The following is a 20,892-nucleotide window of genomic DNA, read 5'->3' as shown; positions in this document are numbered from 1 at the left end:
TGGCTGACCTACGGCAGCGGCCATCTGCTGGCGATCAAGCTCGATGACGCCGAGCTGCTCAGCTACCAGCGCGACGCCCTGCACCGGGAAATCGGCCGCGTGCAAGGCAACGGCCTGCAGCAACGCCAGCAATGGACGGCCAACGGCTACCTGCACACGCAAAGCCTCACCCGGCCCGGCAGCAACGATTACCTGCACAAGCGCCAGCACCACTACGACCCCGCCGGCCAACTGACCACCATCGACGACAGCAACCGCGGCACGCTCAGCTACCGCTACGACCCGCTCAACCGCCTGCTCGGCGCACACAGCCGGCTAGGCGCGGAAACCTTCGCCTTCGACCCCGCCAGCAACCTGCTCGACCCACGCGAAGCGCCCCAGGCCAACGGCCTCAAACGCAGCCGGCAGATGGACAACCTGCTGCACCAGTACCTGGGCAACCACTACCGCTACGACCCCCGCGGCAACCTCAGCGAGCGCTGGCTGGACGGCCAGCACGGCCGCTTCACCTGGGACCTGTACGACCGCCTGGTGGGCTACGAAGATGCCCGGCTCAAGGTCAACTACGGCTACGACGCCCTCGGCCGGCGCCTCTACAAGCAATCGGCCGCCAAGTACCAGGACCGCGCGCAGGCCGGCCCGCTGTGGAACCGCAAGCAACGCCTGGACCTCGATGAGCGCTACGGCTGCAAGAGCAGCATCTATGGCTGGGACGGCGACCACCTGGCGTTCGAAAGCACCTACCACCCGCGCGGTGAACGCACCACCCATTACCTCTACGAGCCAGGCACCTTCGTGCCGCTGGTGCAGGCCTCGTACGAGCAACAAATCGCCCTGCTGCCCGAGCCCAGTTATGACGGGCCGTATGACATCGATCAGGATCCGGTCTGGCAATACCAGCCACAGGCACCGGCCTTCAAAGTGCTGGATTGGTACCAATGCGACCACCTCGGAACCCCGCTGGAGCTGACCGATCAGCACGGCGAAATGGTCTGGCGGGCGGACTACCAGGCCTGGGGGCAGGCCCAGGTGAGGCTCAGCGAGGCCGCGCAGCGCAGGAAACTCGACACTGCGCTACGGTTTCAGGGGCAGTACCTGGATGTCGAGACCGGGCTGCATTACAACCGGTACCGGTACTATGATCCGCAGGTGGGGCGGTTTGTTTCGGCGGATCCGATTGGGTATGCCGGGGGGCTGAATCTTTATCAATATGCGCCGAATGCAGTTGAGTGGGTTGATCCACTCGGACTGGCCAAAGTTACTCATTCGAATGACTTTGACTCCGCCAGAGTTCAAGCATTTAAAAATGCGGGAATGACAGACCCCGAAAAAGTTAACTTCTCGAAACACGACCCAGCAACGGGAACAATTGTAGAATTTAAAAGTACTGGTGGAGCAAAGGTAGCATATGACGCACCACATGCTGACATGGATGCCGCTAGCGGGCATGACAAACCGCACGTTGGCTGGCAATCTGCTGGGAAACGTAAAAGATGCGACTGTGGTGAACGAGGAAATATTACTTACTCAGGCCCGCAGCACCCTCACCGCCCAGACAACAAAACATAATCCGGGGACCAAGCGAGCATGAACAATGAACTATACAAAGAATTAGAGTGCGCACTAAAAAAAATAAATATCAAAATCGAAAAACCTAGCAAAAGCGAAATAAACACAATAGTGAGATCAATCGAGAAAAAATACATCAGAGGAAATCCTAGGGCGTGGTGGACCTCTATGCAAAAACAGCCGAAAATATATGAGCAACCTGACAGCCAAGGACACCTTAAAATCCTTCAGATAGCGCCAAAAACCCATGAAGATGTTTGGCTCATCGCAGACGAAGATAATGAAGAAAAAATCATACTAGGACTTCCTATCGAACTCATACCCTCAGTACTCGAAGAATGCTATTACTTTGAGTATTACATTACACCAAAGGATTTGTCCTGGCTGCTTGCAGAGAACGACCACGGGGACCTCCTTTTAATCATTGACGACAACAAGTGAACTACCCGCACATACTGCTAAAGCTGATGAGCGCGCCGAGCACCACCAGAGTAATGAACTCAGGAATAAAAACTCATCAAAATTTTAGTCCGACTAAGAATCGACTCAGATGACTACCCACCCGTTTCCTATGAATCACTGTGGGCCACCCTCAACCCTGACGACACATGCACAATAGACAACACTCCGTACTATGTATACGGCCTTAGCAAAGGGGACTCAGTGAGTGTGAAGTTCGAAGACGGGGAGCGTTATGCAGACACGATAACATCTAAAGGCGGACACTCAACTTTAAGAGTTTTTTCAAGCAACAAGGATGAGTCCATGGAGATAATAGATTTCATCAAGAAGAATGGGGGGAACTGTTCAAAATCTCATGGGCTATCACTATTTTCGGTCGACATCCCCCCAAAGTGCTCTTTTGAAGTGATTGATGATTACTTATCAAACATACAAAATGGTGACACTATCGCATTCGAAGACGCGTGCCTGCAACATACAAACATCCCTCAGGACAGACTGTTAGAATGCCTATCACTGGCCACCCTAGTAGAAACCCCGGCAAAACCAACCTTAACCCAATGACACCTTGAATACATCGAAAAATCAAACACCTATAACAGCCACTCAGTATTGGACCACCACACCAACAAACAAATTAAGGAGACCCCTGCGGCATCCAAATAAAAAGACAACAAAACAACATACCTTGACGAAAGCGCAACCGATGCAGATCACCTTAAAAACAAATAGTCTAGCTGAATTTTTACGCCGCAACAGATAAAAAACCAGTAAATAAACTCACTTTTTAAATACCTGTAAATAATCGAAGACTAGACAACTTTTCAAATAGTCAAATAGTCAAATAAAGCTCAAATTTATCCTTAACACGTGGAGAGCTTAATCCTATCCTGACACCAACGGGAAAGCACAATCGATGAGAGGTACGTCGGGAAATGTGCTGAATGGAATTCCCCCGAGAACCAAAAACACATCAAATTACTTTGATGCACCGCACCAGGAATTCGGAGAATAATCATGAGCAAAAAGAATGGTACCTTAGGCGATATACTGAAAATCGATTCAAAAAACGGGTCCTACGCCTTTGGTCGAGTGCTCAAAAGCCCGCTCATAGCCTTTTACGATGTTGCCACAGAAACCCAGACCCCACCGGAAGGCCTTTTGAGCAGAAATATATTATTCAAAGTATGGGTAATGAAAAGCGCATTTAAATCCAAAAACTGGATGATAATCGGAAACTCACCAATTGACACTCCTTTTATGGAAGACCCATGGTTCTTTAAAATAGACCCCATCAGCAAAAAATTCTCAAGATACAAAGACGGCATAGAAGTCCCAGCATTTCGAGAGGAGTGTTTGCATTTATAAAGAGCTGCCGTATGGTCCCCAGAACAAATTGAAGATAGGCTACGTGATTATCTCATGGGCATTCCAAACAAGTGGGTAGAGTCATTGAAATGCCCGGCTTGATAGAGAAAATTTGATTCCCCCAGTGCATGTACTCTGTTTTACATGCCAGCAAGACTGACGCGAGAATCAAAAGTTCTTTAATAATCTGGTCTTCCCTTTTCAACGTTGAGACACTGAAGAGCCACATTCAGCCACCGCCATGGCCAGCACTGGCAAAGCGAAGCCTTCCACTACGACGGCAACGGCCAGCTGCTCATGGCCGAGAACAGCTAGAGCAAAGCTGCAGTGGTTCTGGGGGACGAATATAGTGAGATTGGTAAAAACTGGTAGCTGAGTATTTAGCAGCACTGACGGATGACAAGAATTAAGAATCGACAACAAATCCACTAAAGGAAATCACACCCCTATTACTCCGAATGAACATCTGAACATATACGACCAAAACCCCACCATACCTAAAACAAATAATCACATACCATTTTGGGAAAGTTGATGATCACACCTCAACTCAATAAAACTGGACGAATAATCGCTGGCAATGACAAGGATTACTACATAAGGATAATATGCGACAAAGAAAATACGGGAGGCTATATTATACTGACCTCATCCAGCCTTGATATAAGCAGCGGATTCGACAACTGGGTAGAAACAGAGGAAACCCTACAAAAATATATTGAAGAGTCAAAATGGGAAATAGATTGGACAGTAGAGTGAAGCACAACCGAAGAACAGTCGGAAAACTTTATAACCCCTACTGTAAAAACCCAAAAAACAAGTGACATCTTAATAACAAAAGATAATCTCAACAGACTCATAGGTCTTTGCAACGCAGCGACTAGTGCCGTTTGGAAATCTCTTATCGAAGGTAGGAGAGTGGATCTAATTTCAGTGCATAGGAAGCACGAGAGAAGAAACTTCAAGCGGACACACACCAACGATTACTCATACCTGAAGGCCTGACTATCAAATGCGAGTGCACAAGGTGAGTCACGAAATTGACAAATCTAGGATAGCCACCGAAATCCTAGACTACTTGAATATGTACAAATACCAGCCCGATCGAGCGGCTCAATATATATTCAAAATATGGCTGGATGAAAAAATCTACCTTTCCGACGACCAGCCTTTTTGCGCCAGCATTGACAAACTTAGCAGCATGGACGCGGGAGATGAGTTCACTTTTACAAAGGAAGAGATTATAGAAATTCTCACCCCATACATTACACCCACCACATAAAATACCCATACACTTAACACCCCAGAGAACAAACACACCCCATCAAAAATTTACCTATAAGACCACGAAGATATACTTGATATCCTATACCCTAAAACCGGCGTTAGAAGTTCACGACTAGTGATACCGAAACCATGAAAAAATCTGTAACAACGAATAAAATATTCAACTCAACCTCAGTGCAACTTGGCTTCCAGGGGGATGGAGCCACTCGCTTCATCGAGGAAGCCGACTATTACCTACTAATAAATCACCAAAAATCAGCATACAACAAGACATTCTATATAAATGTTGGCGTTATTTATAAAGAGCTATTATGCACCCGACCTAGCGCACAAGAATTAAACGGCGCTTTTAATGTAAAAAATCCAACAACTGAAATTCATGTTGATTTCAGGCTAGATGACTTCCCTGGAGCCTCGCAAAATTTACAGGAAACATTTGACTCACTCGTCAAACAGCACGAACTCGAAAGCATTGCCAACGTACTAATGGACAATCTAAAAAAACTTTTAAGCTTCATGCAAAAAAACTATGCGCGCGATAACATAAAATCCCTGAGAGACCAAAATAAACTCAGCGCAATGATACTCAAAGAGGTTTGACCTAAGCTTAGCTACGTTGGCGCTAGAGATGACAGTACGATGAGATCGCACGACAATTTTTAACAGACGATCAACAGTGGCCTTGAACACACATTCTGCTGGCAAGAACTAGGTTGAACGATCTGCCTTGAAGCCACCCCAAAACAGTGGCAAGAATAATTAAGAGATTCAATCGATGAATTTTACCAGTGAATGCATCAGCTTTATCACAAATAAATCATGTACTACCGATGAAGAAAATTAAATAATAGCCCTACTCAGCAAAGCTCTCCCAGTAAGTTCATCCGCCATTCACTGGAGCCGCATCCTCAAAAAAGAAGAGTTCGGCAAAATCCAGCGAGACAAACTAGCTATCGAGATAAAAAAATATTCACCTACATGAAACCAACTCCACACGAAAAATTATTCATCATAAATATTGACGATGCATTTCCAGCAATTAGAGCGAGCCTACGGGAGTGGCTTTATTTTATAGATGAGCTTGGCTTAACCAATACAATATTTCTATCGGAAAATAGAAAAACTGTCATACACTGGGATTTTTACATGGAATTGCACGCAACAAACATATAGCCAAGGCATCACGCTTCATCAGAGGATACTTAGCACTCACAGAGAACACCAAGAAAATCAACTAACGCATTAGGAGAAAACACCAAATGCTAACCAACAAATCGACATTCGAAATATTTGACAGCACCCATACTCTCATTGGCAGAACAACAGCTGAACCAGAATTACAGATCTGTGGAACGTTTTTACCAACACAATATTTTAAGAAGTACGAAAATCTCTTCAGAAGTCTAGAGCACGCAGCAAACCAGACCCTCCTTACCCATGCAGATCAACTTGAAAAACAAATTGCCTCGCTAAACTTTTACGCCACAACAGATACAAATCCAGAAAATAAACTCACTATCAAAGACCTGCAAATAATCGAAGGCTGGATAACTTTCCAAATAATCAAATAACGCTCAAACTTATCACTCAACGGGCAACGAACAACAAATAAAATCAATGACATGTAGCCATGACCGACATTAAAGCCAAGTTCATGACCGAATACCACAACCTTGATGACGGATTAGTTTTATCATTCGGATTTTTCTATCCGGCTTCAGGAAATCTTTCAGTGCAGGGGCTTTTTTACGCAAAAAACCACCTTGCATCCAGCGAGCGATGGGACACTATCAAAATAATCGTAGAGGATGTTGTAGACCTTAAAATTCTATGGAAAGGGAACCAGGCCCATTCCATTTGCACCGGTGTACACTTAGTAAAGATTGATGACTTATGGTGCTTAGATGTAGATGGTATTTACGGCGATGTTGAGGCCCCAACATCCATCGCAGAAATACAGAACTTTGGAGATTGTTATGCCACAGGCAAACAGCTAAACATCTATATAATTCCTGACTGTCGCACAGACCTACACAACCCAACACCAGGACAATACTCCCTATACCTTTGAGACACTACATAGACAGTTTTTTCAACGGCAAGATTCCACCAGCACTATGATCCGCAGGTGGGGCGGTTTGTTTCGGCGGAACCGATTGGGTATGCCGGAGTGCTGAATCTTTATGCCTATGCTCCGAATCCTGTGGATTGGGTCGACCCTATAGGCTTATCCAAAAAAATCAGTGGAACTCCAAGACAAGCACAAAGAAAGGTGCTTAAAAAACAAGCACCTTTAGAAATCGATTGTATTAATGAACCTGAAGAAATAGCACCCAAGAATCAGTGGCACGCACAGTGCCAATGCGGACCTGGATACAATCAAGACGGTTCGATTCATGACAAAGGCAAGGGTGAAGCAACCTTTGGCCGAAAACGATCGAATGGCTCAATAGTCATGACTGGAGCATTGAAAAATGAATTTACCAAAATTTTACGAAAACATAGTATCCAAAGAATCTTACCGAGACCTTGAACGCTTCTTTGACTAAGTTGATAGCTTTGAGGAAATGCCTCTTATATCAAGAGACTGCCGAACTGAAACGCTACAAAAAATGCTAAATGGAAATGATGCATCTGAATTTCTGTTGGGATTTTCATACTTCATCCTGAACACTCTACGCTTAATTAGCCATACAAAGAAAATTAAGCAAGGGCTCATCGCCATCACCTTTATGAATTTCGATAAAGAGGAGTATGGCCCTACCCTGATACCACGGCTATTTGTATACCCTGACGAGGCGGGCCAGGCTCACTACGAAAATCTAATCAAAAATCAGCAAGGAAGATTATCCACTGAAATGAAGCGAACCAAGGACCTTTTCAAAAAATGTAATTTATTGGAACAGTTCACCTTGTTGAAAGCAGGTGGTTTGACAAGGCTTGCAACGAAGAACTGATTAGGGTATTCGCCATACCAAAACAAACCTAACTTCCCGGGAGAAGTACCGATACACACAGCCCTACTTTAAAAAGACACAATACTGTATTTCGCCCAGAGACAAGCGGTGGAAAACGGCAAATGCATCAATGGCAACATCAGAAATCCTACAATATAAGCTGCCGACAACGGCTGACGCCCGCCACTTCACAAAGCGATTATTAATCCAAAACAAGGACATTCACCATGATGTTTTTTATGTCTGGCGAAATAGATGCCGACCTGGGACCCGATGAGCACATAGCAAGAAACTCAATAAAACCCGTCATAAGTAAACTAATGCACCACCTATCGTTTGACTCAAATATTCTCGAATGGAGCTTCATCTCAGTAATTCTTTCTGACCAGTTCATTACTCACTACCCAGAAGTCGCAAAGCTTAATAAAAGAAACAGAACAATGGAATTCCGCTTACATATATCTCATCAAGAGTTTAAAGTTGCCGCCCCCAAAAAACAGATTTCGATGATCCTTGACACAATCGAGAGATCCATATCCTTAATGGAACAAATGGAAATCTCTGAAACTGACCGTCAAAAATTTGCTTCCATACTGAACTCTGCGAAAAACGCTTTACTTTAGCATGGCAATCCTTACCACCCATATATTTAGCTCAACCGCCTGCTCGGCGCACACAGCCGGCTAGGCGCGGAAACCTTCGCCTCCGCCAGCAACCTGCTCGCCCCCACGAAGCGCCACAGGCCAACGGCCTCCAACTCAGCCGGCAGATGGACAACCTGCTGCACCAATACCTGGGCAACCACTCGCCTCTACAAGCAATCGGCCGCCAAGTACCAAGACCGCTCGCAGGCAGGCCCGCTGTGGAACCGCAAGCAACGCCTGGACCTCGATGAGTGACTGTGCCGGCCTCATCGCGGGCAAGCCCGCTCCTACAAAATTGTTGCCAGCGCTGAGAGGGGCATGACGCTGTGGGCCAAGAACAGGGGCTATGACACCGCAAGCAATGCCCCAAAATGGTGCGTCGCCGCTTTCACGCCTCACCATAGCGCAACTGAAAACCACCACCGCCCCACCGTTGTGCCAATTAAAAATACCCCTCTCCCACTCCATTCACATCCTGCAACAGACGCCAACGTTTGCGTCTATCTCGCCTCATAACGAAAGTGACCAGCGGGTCACATTTTTATCCCCGGCTCTCCTACACTCTGGTTTCGGCCCGCCATTTGCTCAGGAAAAACCGAGCTAAAAAAAGTCGAACTTTCCTAAACAGCGGTGGGTCAGGAACTAAGTAGGCCAGCGCAACGGGACCTCCCCAGCCTCGGCCATCCACCCCAATCAGTCTCACCGCCATCGGCAGGAATGCTGATCGCGCAGTGCGTGCGCGCACGACCTCGGGGCAAGGACTGCACTACCAAGATTCGCACTAGAGAGAACCAACACGAAATAACGCAACGGGTGCCTGCCACCCGGCCAATAGGGACGGAGAGAAGTATGATCAGTGCCGCTGTCGAGCCTCACGTAGATTCATTCAACCCGGACAACCGCGAGCCGCTCCAGCCGGATTTCGCCACGACAGCCAAGGCACCGGGCGCCCAGCGCCAACACAATCCGAACAAGCGCAAAGTGCTGTTCGTTACCTCGGAAATCGCTGACCTGGTCAAGACCGGCGGGTTGGGCGACGTCTCCTCTGCCCTGCCGCGGGCGCTGGCCCATCTGCACGATGTCCGCGTGCTGATCCCCGGCTATCCGCAGGTGGTGGACAGTGACAATCCGATCCATATCGTTGGCGAACTGGGTGGCCACGCTGCCTTGCCACCCTGCAAGCTGGGCCGGATGGATTTGGCCGACGGCCTGGTCATCTATGTACTGATCTGCCCCGAGCTGTACCAGCGCGAGGGCACTCCCTATGGCGCCAACAATGGTCGCGACTGGCCCGACAACCATATCCGCTTCGCCCGCCTGGGCCTGGCTGCCGCCGAGATCGCGGCCGGTGAAGGCATGGCGCACTGGAAGCCGGACCTGGTCCACGCCCATGACTGGCCAGCAGGCCTGGCGCCGGCCTATATGCACTGGCGCGGGCTGAGCACGCCAACCCTGTTCACCATTCACAACCTGGCGTACCAGGGTGTCTACAGCCGCGGCTGCAGCCCGGAGCTGGCGATCCCTGACCACGCCATGCAGCAAGAAGGCATGGAGTTCTACGGCAAGTTGTCGTTCCTCAAGGCGGGCCTGGCCTACTCCAGCCACATCACCACCGTGAGTGCCACTTACGCCAAGGAAATCACCACGCCAGAATTTGGCTGTGGGCTGGATGGTTTTCTCGCCAGCAAGGCCTATCAAGGGCTGCTCAGCGGCATCCCCAATGGCATCGACGAAAGCTGGGACTCGGCCACCGACCGCCACTTGCAGCACAACTTCAGTATCAACGACTGGGACGGCAAGGCGCGTAACGCCGAGGAAGTGCGCAAGCTGTTCGAGTTGGAGCCCTCCGAAGGCCCGCTGTTCGCCGTGGTCTCGCGCCTGGTCTACCAAAAAGGGCTGGACCTGACCCTGGGTGTGGCCGATTTCATCGTCGAGCAAGGTGGGCAGATCGCGATCATCGGCCGTGGCGAGCCGGAAGAAGAACAGGCCATGCGTGAGCTGGCCTTGCGTCACCCAGGGCGGATCGGCGTGCGCATCGGCTTCAACGAGACCGATGCCCGGCGCATGTTCGCCGGCAGCGATTTTCTGCTGATGCCGTCGCGCTACGAGCCCTGCGGCTTGAGCCAAATGTATGCGCAGCGCTTCGGCTCGCTGCCGGTAGCGCGTAATACCGGCGGGCTGGCCGACACCATTGAAAATGGCGTGACGGGCTTTCTGTTCGACGAGTCGACCGTGGACAGCTACCGCGAGGCGCTAAGCCGGGCTTTCTATATCTATGCCAAGAAGGACTTGCTGCACGCCATGCGTTGCCTGTCGATGACCCAGCCGTTCAACTGGTGCCAGGCGGTCGAGCCCTATGCGCACCTGTATGAAGAGCTGGTCAAGCAGGTTCAGTTCAGCCGCTACTGATCGAGGTGTCGAAGATGCACAGGCATGGCGCACATTTACTGGACGCCACGTCGGCGCGCTTCGCCCTTTGGGCGCCGGATGCGCGCAACGTGAGCTTGCAGTTGGACCAACAACCGGCGATTGCCTTGCAGGCCGAAGGCGATGGCTGGTTCAGCGGCATTGCCCCGGCCCAGGCAGGCAGCCGCTATCGCTACCGCATCAATGATGAGCTGGAAGTCGCCGACCCGGCTTCGCGCTATCAGCCCGAAGGGGTGCATGGCCCGAGCCAGGTGGTCGACCTGGCCCGCTATCCGTGGCTGCACCCCTGGCAAGGCCGGCCCTGGCACGAGGCGGTGATCCAGGAGCTGCACGTGGGCTTGGCCGACGGCTATGCCGGGGTTGCAGGGCAATTGCCACGCCTGGCCGAGTTGGGTATCACGGCGATCGAGCTGATGCCGCTGGGGCAGTTTCCCGGAGAGCGCAACTGGGGCTATGACGGCGTGTTGCCGTTTGCCCCCCAGCACAGTTATGGCAGCCCGCAGCAGTTGTGTGCCCTCGTCGATCAGGCGCATGGGCTTGGGCTGATGGTGATGGTCGATGTGGTCTACAACCACTTCGGCCCCGATGGCAATTTCCTGCATGAATACGCCAGCCCGTTCTTTCGCCAGGATCGGCAGACGCCGTGGGGCGCAGCCATCGACTTTCGCCGCCCTGAAGTGCGCGAGTACTTCATTCAGAACGCGCTGATGTGGCTGTGTGACTATCGCGTCGATGGCCTGCGCCTGGATGCGGTGCATGCCATCGACCAACCGGACTTTCTGGTGGAACTGGCGACGCGGGTTCGCGCTGCGGTGGGCGCTCCCATCGCTATCGCGGGGCAAGCCCGCTCCCACGCGGCCACCCTTGCGAACAACAGCGTGGGAGCGGGCTTGCCCCGCGATGAGCCCGGTCGCCACGTGTGGCTGGTGCTGGAAAACGAACACAACCAGGCAAGCCTGCTCGAACAAGGCTTCGACGCCCAGTGGAACGACGACGGCCATAACGCCTTGCACGTCCTGCTGACTGGCGAAACCGAAGGCTACTACCAAGATTACCAAGACCGCCCCATCGAAAAACTCGCCCGCTGCCTGAGCGAAGGGTTCGTGTTCCAGGGCCAGCCCAATCGCCACGGCACCCCTCGCGGCGAACCCAGTGCGCATTTGCAGCCGAGCAAGTTCGTGCTGTTTTTGCAGAACCACGACCAGATCGGCAACCGCGCCTTGGGCGAGCGCCTCACCCGACTCTGCTCACCGCAGGCGCTGCGCGCCGCCACTGGGCTGTTGTTGCTGTCGCCGATGATCCCGCTGCTGTTCATGGGCGACGACGACGGCAGCTGCAAACCTTTCCTGTTCTTCACTGATTTTCACGACGAGTTGGCCGACGCGGTGCGTGAAGGCCGGCGCGGCGAGTTCGCCCATTTTGCCGCGTTCGCCGACCCCGACCAGCGCGAGCAGATCCCCGACCCGAATGCCGCCGACACCTTCCAGGCCTCTCGGCTCCAGCGCCAGGAGGTCCTGGCTGGCTGGCACGGCCTGTATCAGCAATTGCTCGAACTACGCCGCTTGCACGTCTCGCCGCATTTGCCCGGTAGCCAGGCACTTGGTGCCGAGGTGCTCGGCGACAAGGCGCTCAGCGCGCGCTGGCGCCTGGGCAATGGTCAGCAGCTGCGCATCGACCTCAACCTGGGCGCTACGCCGCAGCCGGTCGAGCTGCCGCCTGCCGCGCAGCGTCTGTTCGACAGCAGCGATAACGCCCACCCCGATTCCACCCTGGCCGCGCACAGTTGCGTGGTCAGCCTGCTTGCCCCTGCCCTGGAGCCTACATGAGCGAATTGCCGTTGCACCGTCTGGCCGCCCGTGTGGGAGTGGCCCGTGACTGGATCGATGCCAACAACCGCCCGCAGCAGGTCAGCGACCCGGTACTGCGCCAAGTCCTCGCCGGGCTTGGCCACCCGGCAACCGATGACGCGGCCATCGCGGCCAGCCTGCAAAGCCTGGATCAAGCCGAAGACAGCGAGCACCTGCCGCCGCTACTGACCGTCGATATCGACCAACCGTTGCCGCTGGCGCGTTACTTTTCTGCCGGCAGCCCGGTGCGTTGTGTGCTGGAAAACGGCGACCCTGTGGAGCTGAACCTCGACGAACAGGCGCAACTGCCTGGCAAGCTGCCCATCGGCTATCACCAGCTGGATATCGATGGCCGCAGCTTCAGCGTGGCGGTAGCGCCCCTGCGTTGCCATGCCTTGCACGATGCCGTTCAAGAGCCACCGCCGCGTTGCTGGGGCCTGTCGGTGCAGCTGTACAGCCTGCGCCGCCCGGGTGACGGCGGCTATGGCGACTGCCTGGCCCTGGAGCAATTGGCCCGCAGTGCGGCCGAGCGTGGCGCCGATGCCTTGGCGATCAGCCCGATCCACGCGTTGTCTGGCGCCCACCAGCGCCACTACAGCCCCTACTCCCCGTCCAGCCGGCTGCTGCTCAACAGCCTCTACGCCAGCCCCGCGGCGCTGCTCGGCGAGCGCACCGTGCGCCTGGCCATCGAGGCCTGCGAGCTGCAACCCACGCTCGATGAGCTCGAGCGCCAGTCGTTGGTCGACTGGCCACGCGCCGCCGACGCCCAACAGCGTCTGCTCAAGGCGCTGTACAAGGATTTCAGCCAGGGCAATCACCCGCTGCGCGAAGACTTCGACAGTTTTCGCCAAGCCGGTGGCCAAGCCCTGGAGCATCATTGCCGCTTCGAGGTGCTGCAAGCCGAAGCCATGGAGCGCGGCCTGGGTGCCGACTGGCGCAACTGGCCGGCCGCCTGGCACGACCCATATCACCCCGAGGTGGAAGCCTTCGCCAGCGCCCATCCATCCTGGGTGGAGTATCACGCGTTCTGCCAATGGCTGACTGAGCGCGGCCTGCAACGCGCCCAGGAAGCAGCGCGCGGCAACGGCATGGCAGTCGGGCTGATCGCCGACCTGGCGGTGGGTGCCGATGGTGCTGGCAGCCAAGGCTGGAGCCGCCAGGACGAGCTGCTATCTGAGCTGACGGTCGGCGCCCCGCCAGATATCCTCAACCGCTCCGGCCAGGACTGGGGCATCAGCGCGTTCTCACCTGAAGGGCTCAAGCGCAACGGCTACCGCGCCTTCATCGAAATGCTGCGGGCCAATCTGGCCCATGCCGGGGGCCTGCGCATCGACCATGTGATGGGCCTGCGCCGGCTGTGGTTGATCCCCCGTGGTGCCAAGCCCAGCGAGGGCGCCTACCTCAATTTCCCCCTGGATGATCTGCTGCGTTTGCTGACCCTCGAGTCGGTGCGCCACCAGGCGGTGATCCTTGGCGAGGACCTCGGCACGGTACCAGAAGGCCTGCGCGAAGTGCTCGCCGACAAGGCCATACTGGGCATGCGCGTGCTGCCCTTCGAGCAGACCTCGACCGGCCATTTCAAGCCCATTCTCGACTGGCCCGACAACGCCCTGGCCACCACCGGCACCCACGACCTGGCGCCGCTGGCCGGTTGGCTGCAAAGCCGCGATATCGACTGGTATCACCGCCTGCACTTGATCGATGCGCCTGCCGAACTGCACTGGCGCCATGACCGACAAAAAGAGCGCGAGGGGCTGCGCCGCCTGCTGGAAGCCAACTATGGCCCGCTCAAATCCGATGACGAGCTGATCGATGCGGCCATCCGCTACGTCGGCCATACCCGCGCGCCGCTGGTGCTGATCCCGCTGGAGGACCTGCTGGGCAGCGACGAGCAAGCCAACCTGCCCGGCACCACCGAAGGCCACCCCAATTGGCGTCGCCGTTTCGCCCTGCCGGTACGCGACCTGCTCGACGATGAAGACGCCGCACGGCGCCTGGAGCTGCTGGCCCAGGCCCGAGAACAAGCCTGGGAGCGTGACCGATGAAACCCTTGACCGCCACCGTGCGGCTGCAATTTCACAGCGACTTCACCCTGGATGACGCGGTGCCGCTGGTGCCGTACTTCGCCCGTTTGGGCATCAGCCACCTCTACGCCTCACCGATCCTCAAGGCCCGCGCCGGCTCGCGGCATGGCTACGATGTGGTCGACCCGACCCGGGTCAACCCGGAGCTGGGCGGCGAAGCCGCGCTGCTGCGCTTGGTCGGTGCATTGCGTCAGCACAGCATGGGGCTGATCCTCGACACGGTGTCCAACCACATGGCCGTGGGCGGCGCCGACAACCCTTGGTGGCAGAGCCTGCTGGCCTGGGGGCGACGCAGCCCCTATGCCGAGTTCTTCGACATTCAATGGCACTCCAGCGACCCGCTGCTGGCCGGCCAATTGCTGTTGCCGTTTCTCGGCACAGACTATGGCGTGGCCTTGCAACAGGGCGACATCCCGCTGACCTTCGACGCCGATCAAGGGGTACTGGAGGTCGCTCATTACGACCATCGCTTCCCCATTTGCCCGCTGGACTACCCGCGCATCCTGGGGCACAGCCAGCACCCGCAGTTGCGCGAGCTGGCCCAACGCTTCAACAGCCTGCATGAGTCGCCCGCGCCAGTGACCGCTGCCGCGCCCCTGCACGCCGAACTGGCTCGCCTGGTCAACCAAGGCGCTAGCCTGGATGAGGCCCTGGCCGCCTTCGACAGCCGCACCGAAGCGGGCTTCAAGCGCCTGCATCAGCTGCTCGAACGCCAGACCTACCGCCTGGCCAGCTGGCGCACGGCGGCGGACGATATCAACTGGCGGCGCTTTTTCGACATCAACGAGCTGGGCGGCCTGCGGGTCGAGCGCGCGCTGGTGTTCGAAGCGACCCATGCCAAGCTGTTCGAGCTGATCGAGCGCGGTTTGGTCGATGGCCTGCGCATCGACCATATCGACGGCCTGGCCGATCCACGCGGTTACTGTCGCAAGTTGCGCCGGCGCGTCGACAGCCTGTTGGCCACGCGCCCGCTGAACGCTGCGCTTGAGCACTTCCCGATCTACGTGGAGAAGATCCTCGGCGTCGATGAGCACCTGCATCAGGACTGGCTGACCGACGGCACCACCGGCTATGAGTTCATGAACCAGGTGTCGCTGCTCCAGCACGACCCCACTGGTGAAGAGCCGCTGACTGAATTGTGGCGCAGCGTCAGCGAGCGCCCTGACTTCCCTGAAGAAGTCCGCCAGGCGCGCCATCTGGTGCTCAACGCCAGCCTGGCCGGCGACTGCGAGTCGGTGGCCCAGGCGCTGCTGCAAGTGGCGCGCGACGACCTGATGACTCGTGACCTGACCCTGGGTGCGATTCGCCGGGCACTCCAGGCCTTGGTTGAGCATTACCCGGTATACCGCACCTATATCAACGCCATCGGCCGCCCCGCTGAAGACGAAGCGTTTTTCCAGCAGGCCCTGAGCGGCGCCCGGCAAACCTTGAGCGAAGCCGACTGGCCGTTGCTCGACCAACTGCAGCTGTGGCTCGGCGGCCAACCCTGGCGCCGCTTGCCGCCAGGCCGGCCACGCAAGCACCTGCGCCATGCCTGCGTGCGCTTCCAGCAGCTGACCGCGCCGAGTGCGGCCAAGGCTGTGGAAGACACTGCCTTCTACCGCTCGGCCCGATTGCTCTCGCGCAATGATGTGGGCTTTGAGGCCGAGCGCTTCAGCGCCGCGCCCGAGGCGTTTCACACCGAGGCCGAGCGCCGCCTGCGCGACTTCCCCGACAACCTGCTGGCCACCGCCACCCATGACCACAAGCGCGGCGAAGACTGCCGCGCGCGCCTGGCGGTGCTCAGCGAACGTGGGCCTTGGCTGGCCAGCCGGGTCGAGCATTGGCGCGAGTTGGCCGCGCCGCTGCGCAAGGCGCTGGAAGATGGCCCGGCGCCGAGCCCGGCTGATGAAATGATGCTGTTGCAGACGCTGCTGGGCAGCTGGCCGCTGCAGCTTGACCGGCACGATCAAGCCGCCCTTGGCCGCTACGCCGAACGGATTCGCCAGTGGCAGCAGAAGGCCCTGCGCGAAGCCAAATTGCGCAGCGCCTGGAGCGCGCCTAACGAGGCCTATGAAGCAGCGTGCGCGGCCTATATCGATGGCCTGCTGCTTGAGCGCGAGAATGAGCAACTGCGCAATTCACTGGCAGACGCTGCGCAGTCGATTGCCTGCGCCGGCGCGCTCAATGGGCTGGTGCAGTGCCTGCTGCGGATGACTTCGCCGGGGGTGCCCGATCTGTACCAGGGTAATGAGTACTGGGACCTGAGCCTGGTCGACCCGGACAACCGCCGCCCAGTGGACTACGCTGTGAGGCGAGCCAGCCTGGACGACAGCACACCGCTGGCAGCGCTGCTCGAACACTGGCGCGATGGGCGGATCAAGCAGGCGCTGATCGCGCAGGTCCTCGACTGCCGTCAGGCCCACCCAGCGTTATTTCGCCGGGGTGACTACCTGCCGCTGGCCGTGCAGGGCCGGCATGCCGACAAGGTACTGGCGTTTGCCCGCCTGGGCGACGGTGAGCGCGCGATTGTGGTGGTGCCACGTTTGACCTACGCGTTACTGGGCACTAGCCCAACACCGTTGATCCCGGCACAGAACTGGGACGACACCCGGCTGATTCTGCCGTTTGCCTCGTCACCTGCCAATTGGACTGGACTTTTCGCCAGCCGCGCGGTCAGCCCTTCTAGAGAGCTGATGTTGAGCGCTGTGCTGGCTGAATGTCCGGTCAATCTGTTGATACAACAATCTTGAGCATCAGGAGCGTCATGATGAGTGTCGATGAAAAGCGTATTCGCCAATTTGCCTATGAGATCTGGGAGTCCGAGGGCAAGCCTGCCGGGCAAGAGGAGCGCCATTGGGAGATGGCGCGAAAGCTTGCCGAAGCTGAAGCCCTGGCGCCCAAGGCTGCGCCGCGCAAGAAGCCGGCTGCAGCCAAGCCTAAGGTAGCGGCAGAACCCAAGGCTGCGGCCAAGCCCAAGGTGGCCAGCAGCACGGCCGCCAAGCCGGTGGCCGAGAAGAAGCCCCGGGCGGTGAAAAAGCCTAGTGCAGGGTGAGTCTATCCAGACGCCTTAGCCCAGCAATACAGGGGCCGCTGCGCGCCCCTGACACCCCCCTCCCCCTGGCCAACGAGGACTGCCATGAGCCCCCGCACCCCGAAGAAAACCCGCTCTGTCGCCCCATCGCGCATTCGTGAAGGCATGCCGTTCCCGCTCGGCGCCACCTGGGACGGCCTGGGAGTCAACTTCGCCCTGTTCTCGGCCAATGCCACCAAAGTCGAGCTGTGCTTGTTCGACTCCACTGGCGAGCAGGAGCTCGAACGCATCGAGCTGCCGGAATACACCGATGAGATCTACCACGGCTATCTGCCCGACGCCCACCCAGGCCTGGTCTACGGCTATCGCGTCTACGGCCCCTACGAGCCGGAGAATGGCCATCGTTTCAACCACAACAAGCTACTGATCGATCCCTACGCCAAACAACTGGTCGGCACCCTGAAATGGTCCGAGGCGCTGTTCGGCTACACCATTGGCCATCCCGACGGCGATTTGTCGTTCGATGAGCGTGACAGCGCGCCCTTCGTGCCTAAATGCAAGGTCATCGACCCGGCCTTCACCTGGGGCCGCGACCATCGCGTGCAGGTGCCGTGGGAACGGACCATCCTCTACGAAGCACACACCCGCGGTATCAGCATGCGCCACCCGGCGGTGCCCGAGGCGTTGCGCGGCACCTTTGCCGGCCTTGCCAACGATGAGCTGCTCAAGCACATCAAGGATCTGGGCGTGTCCTCCATCGAACTGCTGCCGATCCACGCCTTCGTCAACGACCAGCATTTGCTCGACAAGGGCCTGAACAACTACTGGGGCTACAACAGCATCGCCTTCTTCGCGCCGCACCCCAAGTACCTGGCCAGCGGCAAGATCGCCGAGTTCAAGGAGATGGTCGCCCACCTGCACGACGCAGGCCTGGAGGTGATCCTCGATGTGGTCTACAACCACACCGCCGAAGGTAACGAACAAGGCCCGACCCTGTCGATGCGCGGCATCGACAACGCCTCGTACTACCGCCTGATGCCCGATGACAAACGCTACTACATCAACGACTCCGGCACCGGCAACACCCTCGACCTGAGCCACCCTTGCGTGCTGCAACTGGTCACCGATTCGCTGCGCTACTGGGCCGGCGAGATGCGCGTGGATGGCTTTCGCTTCGACCTGGCCACCATCCTGGGCCGCTACCACGATGGCTACAACGAGCGGCACAGCTTCCTCGTCGCCTGTCGCCAAGACCCGCTGCTCAGCCAGGTCAAGCTGATTGCCGAACCCTGGGACTGCGGCCCAGGCGGCTATCAGGTGGGCAACTTCGCCCCCGGCTGGGCCGAATGGAATGACCGTTTTCGCGACACCGTGCGCAGCTTCTGGAAAGGCGACGAGGGCCAATTGGCCGACTTCGCCTCACGCATGACGGCCTCCGGCGACATGTTCAACAACCGCGGCCGGCGCCCCTATGCCTCGGTCAACTTCGTTACCGCCCACGACGGCTTCACCCTGCGTGACCTGGTCTCGTACAACGATAAGCACAACGAAGACAACGACGAGAACAATCAGGACGGCACCGACAACAACCTGTCATGGAACTGCGGCGCCGAGGGGCCGACCGAAGACCCTGAAATCAATGCCCTGCGCATGCGCCAGATGCGCAACTTCTTCGCCACCCTGCTGCTGGCCCAAGGCACGCCGATGATCGTTGCCGGCGATGAGTTCAGCCGCACCCAGCATGGCAATAACAACGCCTACTGCCAGGACAGTGAGATCGGCTGGATCAACTGGGACCTGGACGAGCAAGGCAGCGAGCTGCTGACCTTCGTCAAGCGCCTGACCCGCTTGCGCCTGGCCTACCCGGTGCTGCGCCGCTCACGCTTTTTGGTCGGCGACTACAACGAGGCGATTGGGGTCAAGGATGTCACCTGGCTGGCCCCCGATGGCAGCGAGATGACCGTGGAGCAATGGCAAGACCCGCACGGGCGTTGCCTGGGCATGCTGATGGATGGCCGCGCACAAGTCAGCGGGATTGCCCGGCCAGGGTCTGAGGCGACGATGCTGCTGATCGTCAATGCCCACCATGACACCGTGCCGTTCAAACTGCCTGCCGTGCCTGAAGGCGACTACTGGAGCTGCCTGATCGATACCGATCGACCGCAGTTGCGCAAGCCGCAGCATTTGCCATTCGAAACGATGTTCGAGGCGACTGGGCGCTCGTTGCTGCTGATGGTGCTGCAGCGCGAGGAGGACTGAACCCAACTGGGCTGATTCGGTCCTAGACAATAGCGTTTGTTGTGTCAGTGGCGGCCTTATCGCAGGGCATTGTGGGAGCGGGCTTGCCCCGCGATGAGGCCGCCACTGACCCAACCCACACAGCAGCCAGCCAGGAACAGGAGCCCCCGTGAACCTCGAAGCCGGCAGTCAAGGTTTCGCCTCCGTCAGCCAATCCCCGGCCGTCGACCGCCTCCGGGTCCTGACGGTCAATACCCACAAAGGCTTTACCGCCTTCAATCGGCGCTTCATCTTGCCGGAGCTACGCGAGGCGGTGCGCAGCACCCAAGCCGATATCGTGTTTCTCCAGGAAGTGCTCGGCAGCCACGACCGCCACGCTGCGCGTTACCCCGGCTGGCCACAGACCTCGCAGTACGAGTTTCTCGCCGACAGCATGTGGAGTGACTTCGCCTACGGCCGCAATGCGGTCTACCCCGATGGCCACCACGGCAACGCCCTGCTGTCCAAGTACCCGATCCTGGAGCACCGTAACCTCGACGTGTCGATCACCGGCCCCGAGCGCCGCGGCCTGCTGCATTGCATTCTCGATGTGCCCGGCCAGCGCCCGGTGCATGCCATCTGCGTGCACCTGTCGCTACTCGAGAGCCACCGCCAGCAGCAATTGCAGCTACTGCGCAAACTGCTCGACGCCCTGCCCGCTGACGAGCCGGTGATCATCGCCGGCGACTTCAACGACTGGAAGCTGCGCGGCAACCGCACCCTGGGCCTTGCGCGCGACCTGCACGAAGCGTTCGAGCGCCACCATGGCCTGCTCGCCCGAACGTATCCGGCGCGCTTGCCATTACTGCGCCTGGACCGGATCTACCTGCGCAATGCCCAGAGCCATGCCCCGCAAATTCTCGCCCACAAGCCTTGGACGCACCTGTCGGACCACCTGCCACTGGCAGTGGAAGTGCGTCTGTAGCAATGTTTCGGCATAGCCGCACAACGGCAAAT

18 protein-coding genes are annotated in these 20,892 nt (G+C 56.8%); all 18 read left to right on the top strand.

Annotated features, from left to right (window positions below):
- A partial coding sequence (locus ACF8K2_RS15425; protein WP_392465734.1) for a polymorphic toxin type 47 domain-containing protein occupies window positions 1-1,569 on the top strand: 1,569 nt, incomplete at its 5' end.
- Window positions 1,570-1,587: 18 nt separating this feature from the next.
- Window positions 1,588-2,010: a DUF6756 family protein gene (locus tag ACF8K2_RS15420; RefSeq protein ID WP_392465731.1), complete on the top strand. Its 423-nt coding sequence runs from the start codon at window positions 1,588-1,590 to the stop codon at window positions 2,008-2,010.
- A 75-nt stretch (window positions 2,011-2,085) separates the two neighbouring features.
- Window positions 2,086-2,595, top strand: a complete 510-nt coding sequence (locus tag ACF8K2_RS15415; protein ID WP_392465747.1) for a DUF4265 domain-containing protein — start codon at window positions 2,086-2,088, stop codon at window positions 2,593-2,595.
- A gap of 453 nt (window positions 2,596-3,048) precedes the next feature.
- The gene (locus ACF8K2_RS15410) at window positions 3,049-3,399 is read left to right on the top strand and encodes an immunity 26/phosphotriesterase HocA family protein (RefSeq protein ID WP_392465729.1); all 351 of its coding nucleotides are present in this window, start codon (window positions 3,049-3,051) and stop codon (window positions 3,397-3,399) included.
- A 534-nt stretch (window positions 3,400-3,933) separates the two neighbouring features.
- Window positions 3,934-4,158, top strand: a complete 225-nt coding sequence (locus ACF8K2_RS15405) for a hypothetical protein (RefSeq protein WP_392465727.1) — start codon at window positions 3,934-3,936, stop codon at window positions 4,156-4,158.
- Window positions 4,159-4,815: 657 nt separating this feature from the next.
- On the top strand, window positions 4,816-5,286 hold the full coding sequence (locus ACF8K2_RS15400; protein WP_392465724.1) for a DUF4304 domain-containing protein: 471 nt from the start codon (window positions 4,816-4,818) through the stop codon (window positions 5,284-5,286).
- 659 nt (window positions 5,287-5,945) lie between these two features.
- Window positions 5,946-6,257 (top strand): hypothetical protein, encoded by a 312-nt coding sequence (locus ACF8K2_RS15395; protein ID WP_392465721.1) that lies wholly within the window; start codon window positions 5,946-5,948, stop codon window positions 6,255-6,257.
- A 59-nt stretch (window positions 6,258-6,316) separates the two neighbouring features.
- On the top strand, window positions 6,317-6,757 hold the full coding sequence (locus tag ACF8K2_RS15390) for a hypothetical protein (protein ID WP_392465719.1): 441 nt from the start codon (window positions 6,317-6,319) through the stop codon (window positions 6,755-6,757).
- Window positions 6,758-6,814: 57 nt separating this feature from the next.
- Window positions 6,815-7,219 carry an RHS repeat-associated core domain-containing protein gene (locus tag ACF8K2_RS15385; RefSeq protein WP_392465718.1) on the top strand — a complete coding sequence of 135 codons (405 nt, stop codon included), beginning with the start codon at window positions 6,815-6,817 and terminating at the stop codon, window positions 7,217-7,219.
- A gap of 34 nt (window positions 7,220-7,253) precedes the next feature.
- Entirely contained in the window at window positions 7,254-7,643 is a 390-nt protein-coding gene (locus ACF8K2_RS15380; protein ID WP_392465715.1) for a hypothetical protein, read from the top strand.
- 227 nt (window positions 7,644-7,870) lie between these two features.
- Window positions 7,871-8,266, top strand: coding sequence for an Imm44 family immunity protein (locus tag ACF8K2_RS15375; protein ID WP_392465712.1), 396 nt, complete (start codon window positions 7,871-7,873; stop codon window positions 8,264-8,266).
- 870 nt (window positions 8,267-9,136) lie between these two features.
- Window positions 9,137-10,696, top strand: coding sequence for a glycogen synthase GlgA (gene glgA, locus ACF8K2_RS15370; protein WP_186554827.1), 1,560 nt, complete (start codon window positions 9,137-9,139; stop codon window positions 10,694-10,696).
- Between the two features lie 14 nt (window positions 10,697-10,710).
- Window positions 10,711-12,540, top strand: a complete 1,830-nt coding sequence (treZ, locus tag ACF8K2_RS15365; protein ID WP_392465709.1) for a malto-oligosyltrehalose trehalohydrolase — start codon at window positions 10,711-10,713, stop codon at window positions 12,538-12,540.
- On the top strand, window positions 12,537-14,606 hold the full coding sequence (gene malQ / locus ACF8K2_RS15360; protein WP_392465706.1) for a 4-alpha-glucanotransferase: 2,070 nt from the start codon (window positions 12,537-12,539) through the stop codon (window positions 14,604-14,606). Before treZ ends, malQ begins: the two co-directional genes overlap by 4 nt.
- The gene (locus ACF8K2_RS15355; RefSeq protein WP_392465704.1) at window positions 14,603-17,377 is read left to right on the top strand and encodes a malto-oligosyltrehalose synthase; all 2,775 of its coding nucleotides are present in this window, start codon (window positions 14,603-14,605) and stop codon (window positions 17,375-17,377) included. Before malQ ends, ACF8K2_RS15355 begins: the two co-directional genes overlap by 4 nt.
- Window positions 17,378-17,391: 14 nt before the next feature.
- Complete coding sequence (locus tag ACF8K2_RS15350) at window positions 17,392-17,679, top strand: DUF2934 domain-containing protein (RefSeq protein WP_264233122.1); 288 nt, start codon at window positions 17,392-17,394, stop codon at window positions 17,677-17,679.
- Between the two features lie 84 nt (window positions 17,680-17,763).
- A complete protein-coding gene (gene glgX / locus ACF8K2_RS15345; protein WP_186554832.1) occupies window positions 17,764-19,917 on the top strand; it encodes a glycogen debranching protein GlgX in 2,154 nt (717 codons plus the stop codon).
- Window positions 19,918-20,065: 148 nt separating this feature from the next.
- A complete protein-coding gene (locus ACF8K2_RS15340) occupies window positions 20,066-20,860 on the top strand; it encodes an endonuclease/exonuclease/phosphatase family protein (protein WP_264233120.1) in 795 nt (264 codons plus the stop codon).
- Window positions 20,861-20,892 lie beyond the last annotated feature (32 nt).

The sequence above is a fragment of the Pseudomonas sp. xss_2 genome (assembly GCF_043104195.1).
GTDB lineage: Bacteria > Pseudomonadota > Gammaproteobacteria > Pseudomonadales > Pseudomonadaceae > Aquipseudomonas > Aquipseudomonas urmiensis.
The sequence above is the reverse complement of the archived record's forward strand: the minus strand, read 5'-3'. Positions and strand labels throughout refer to the sequence as shown.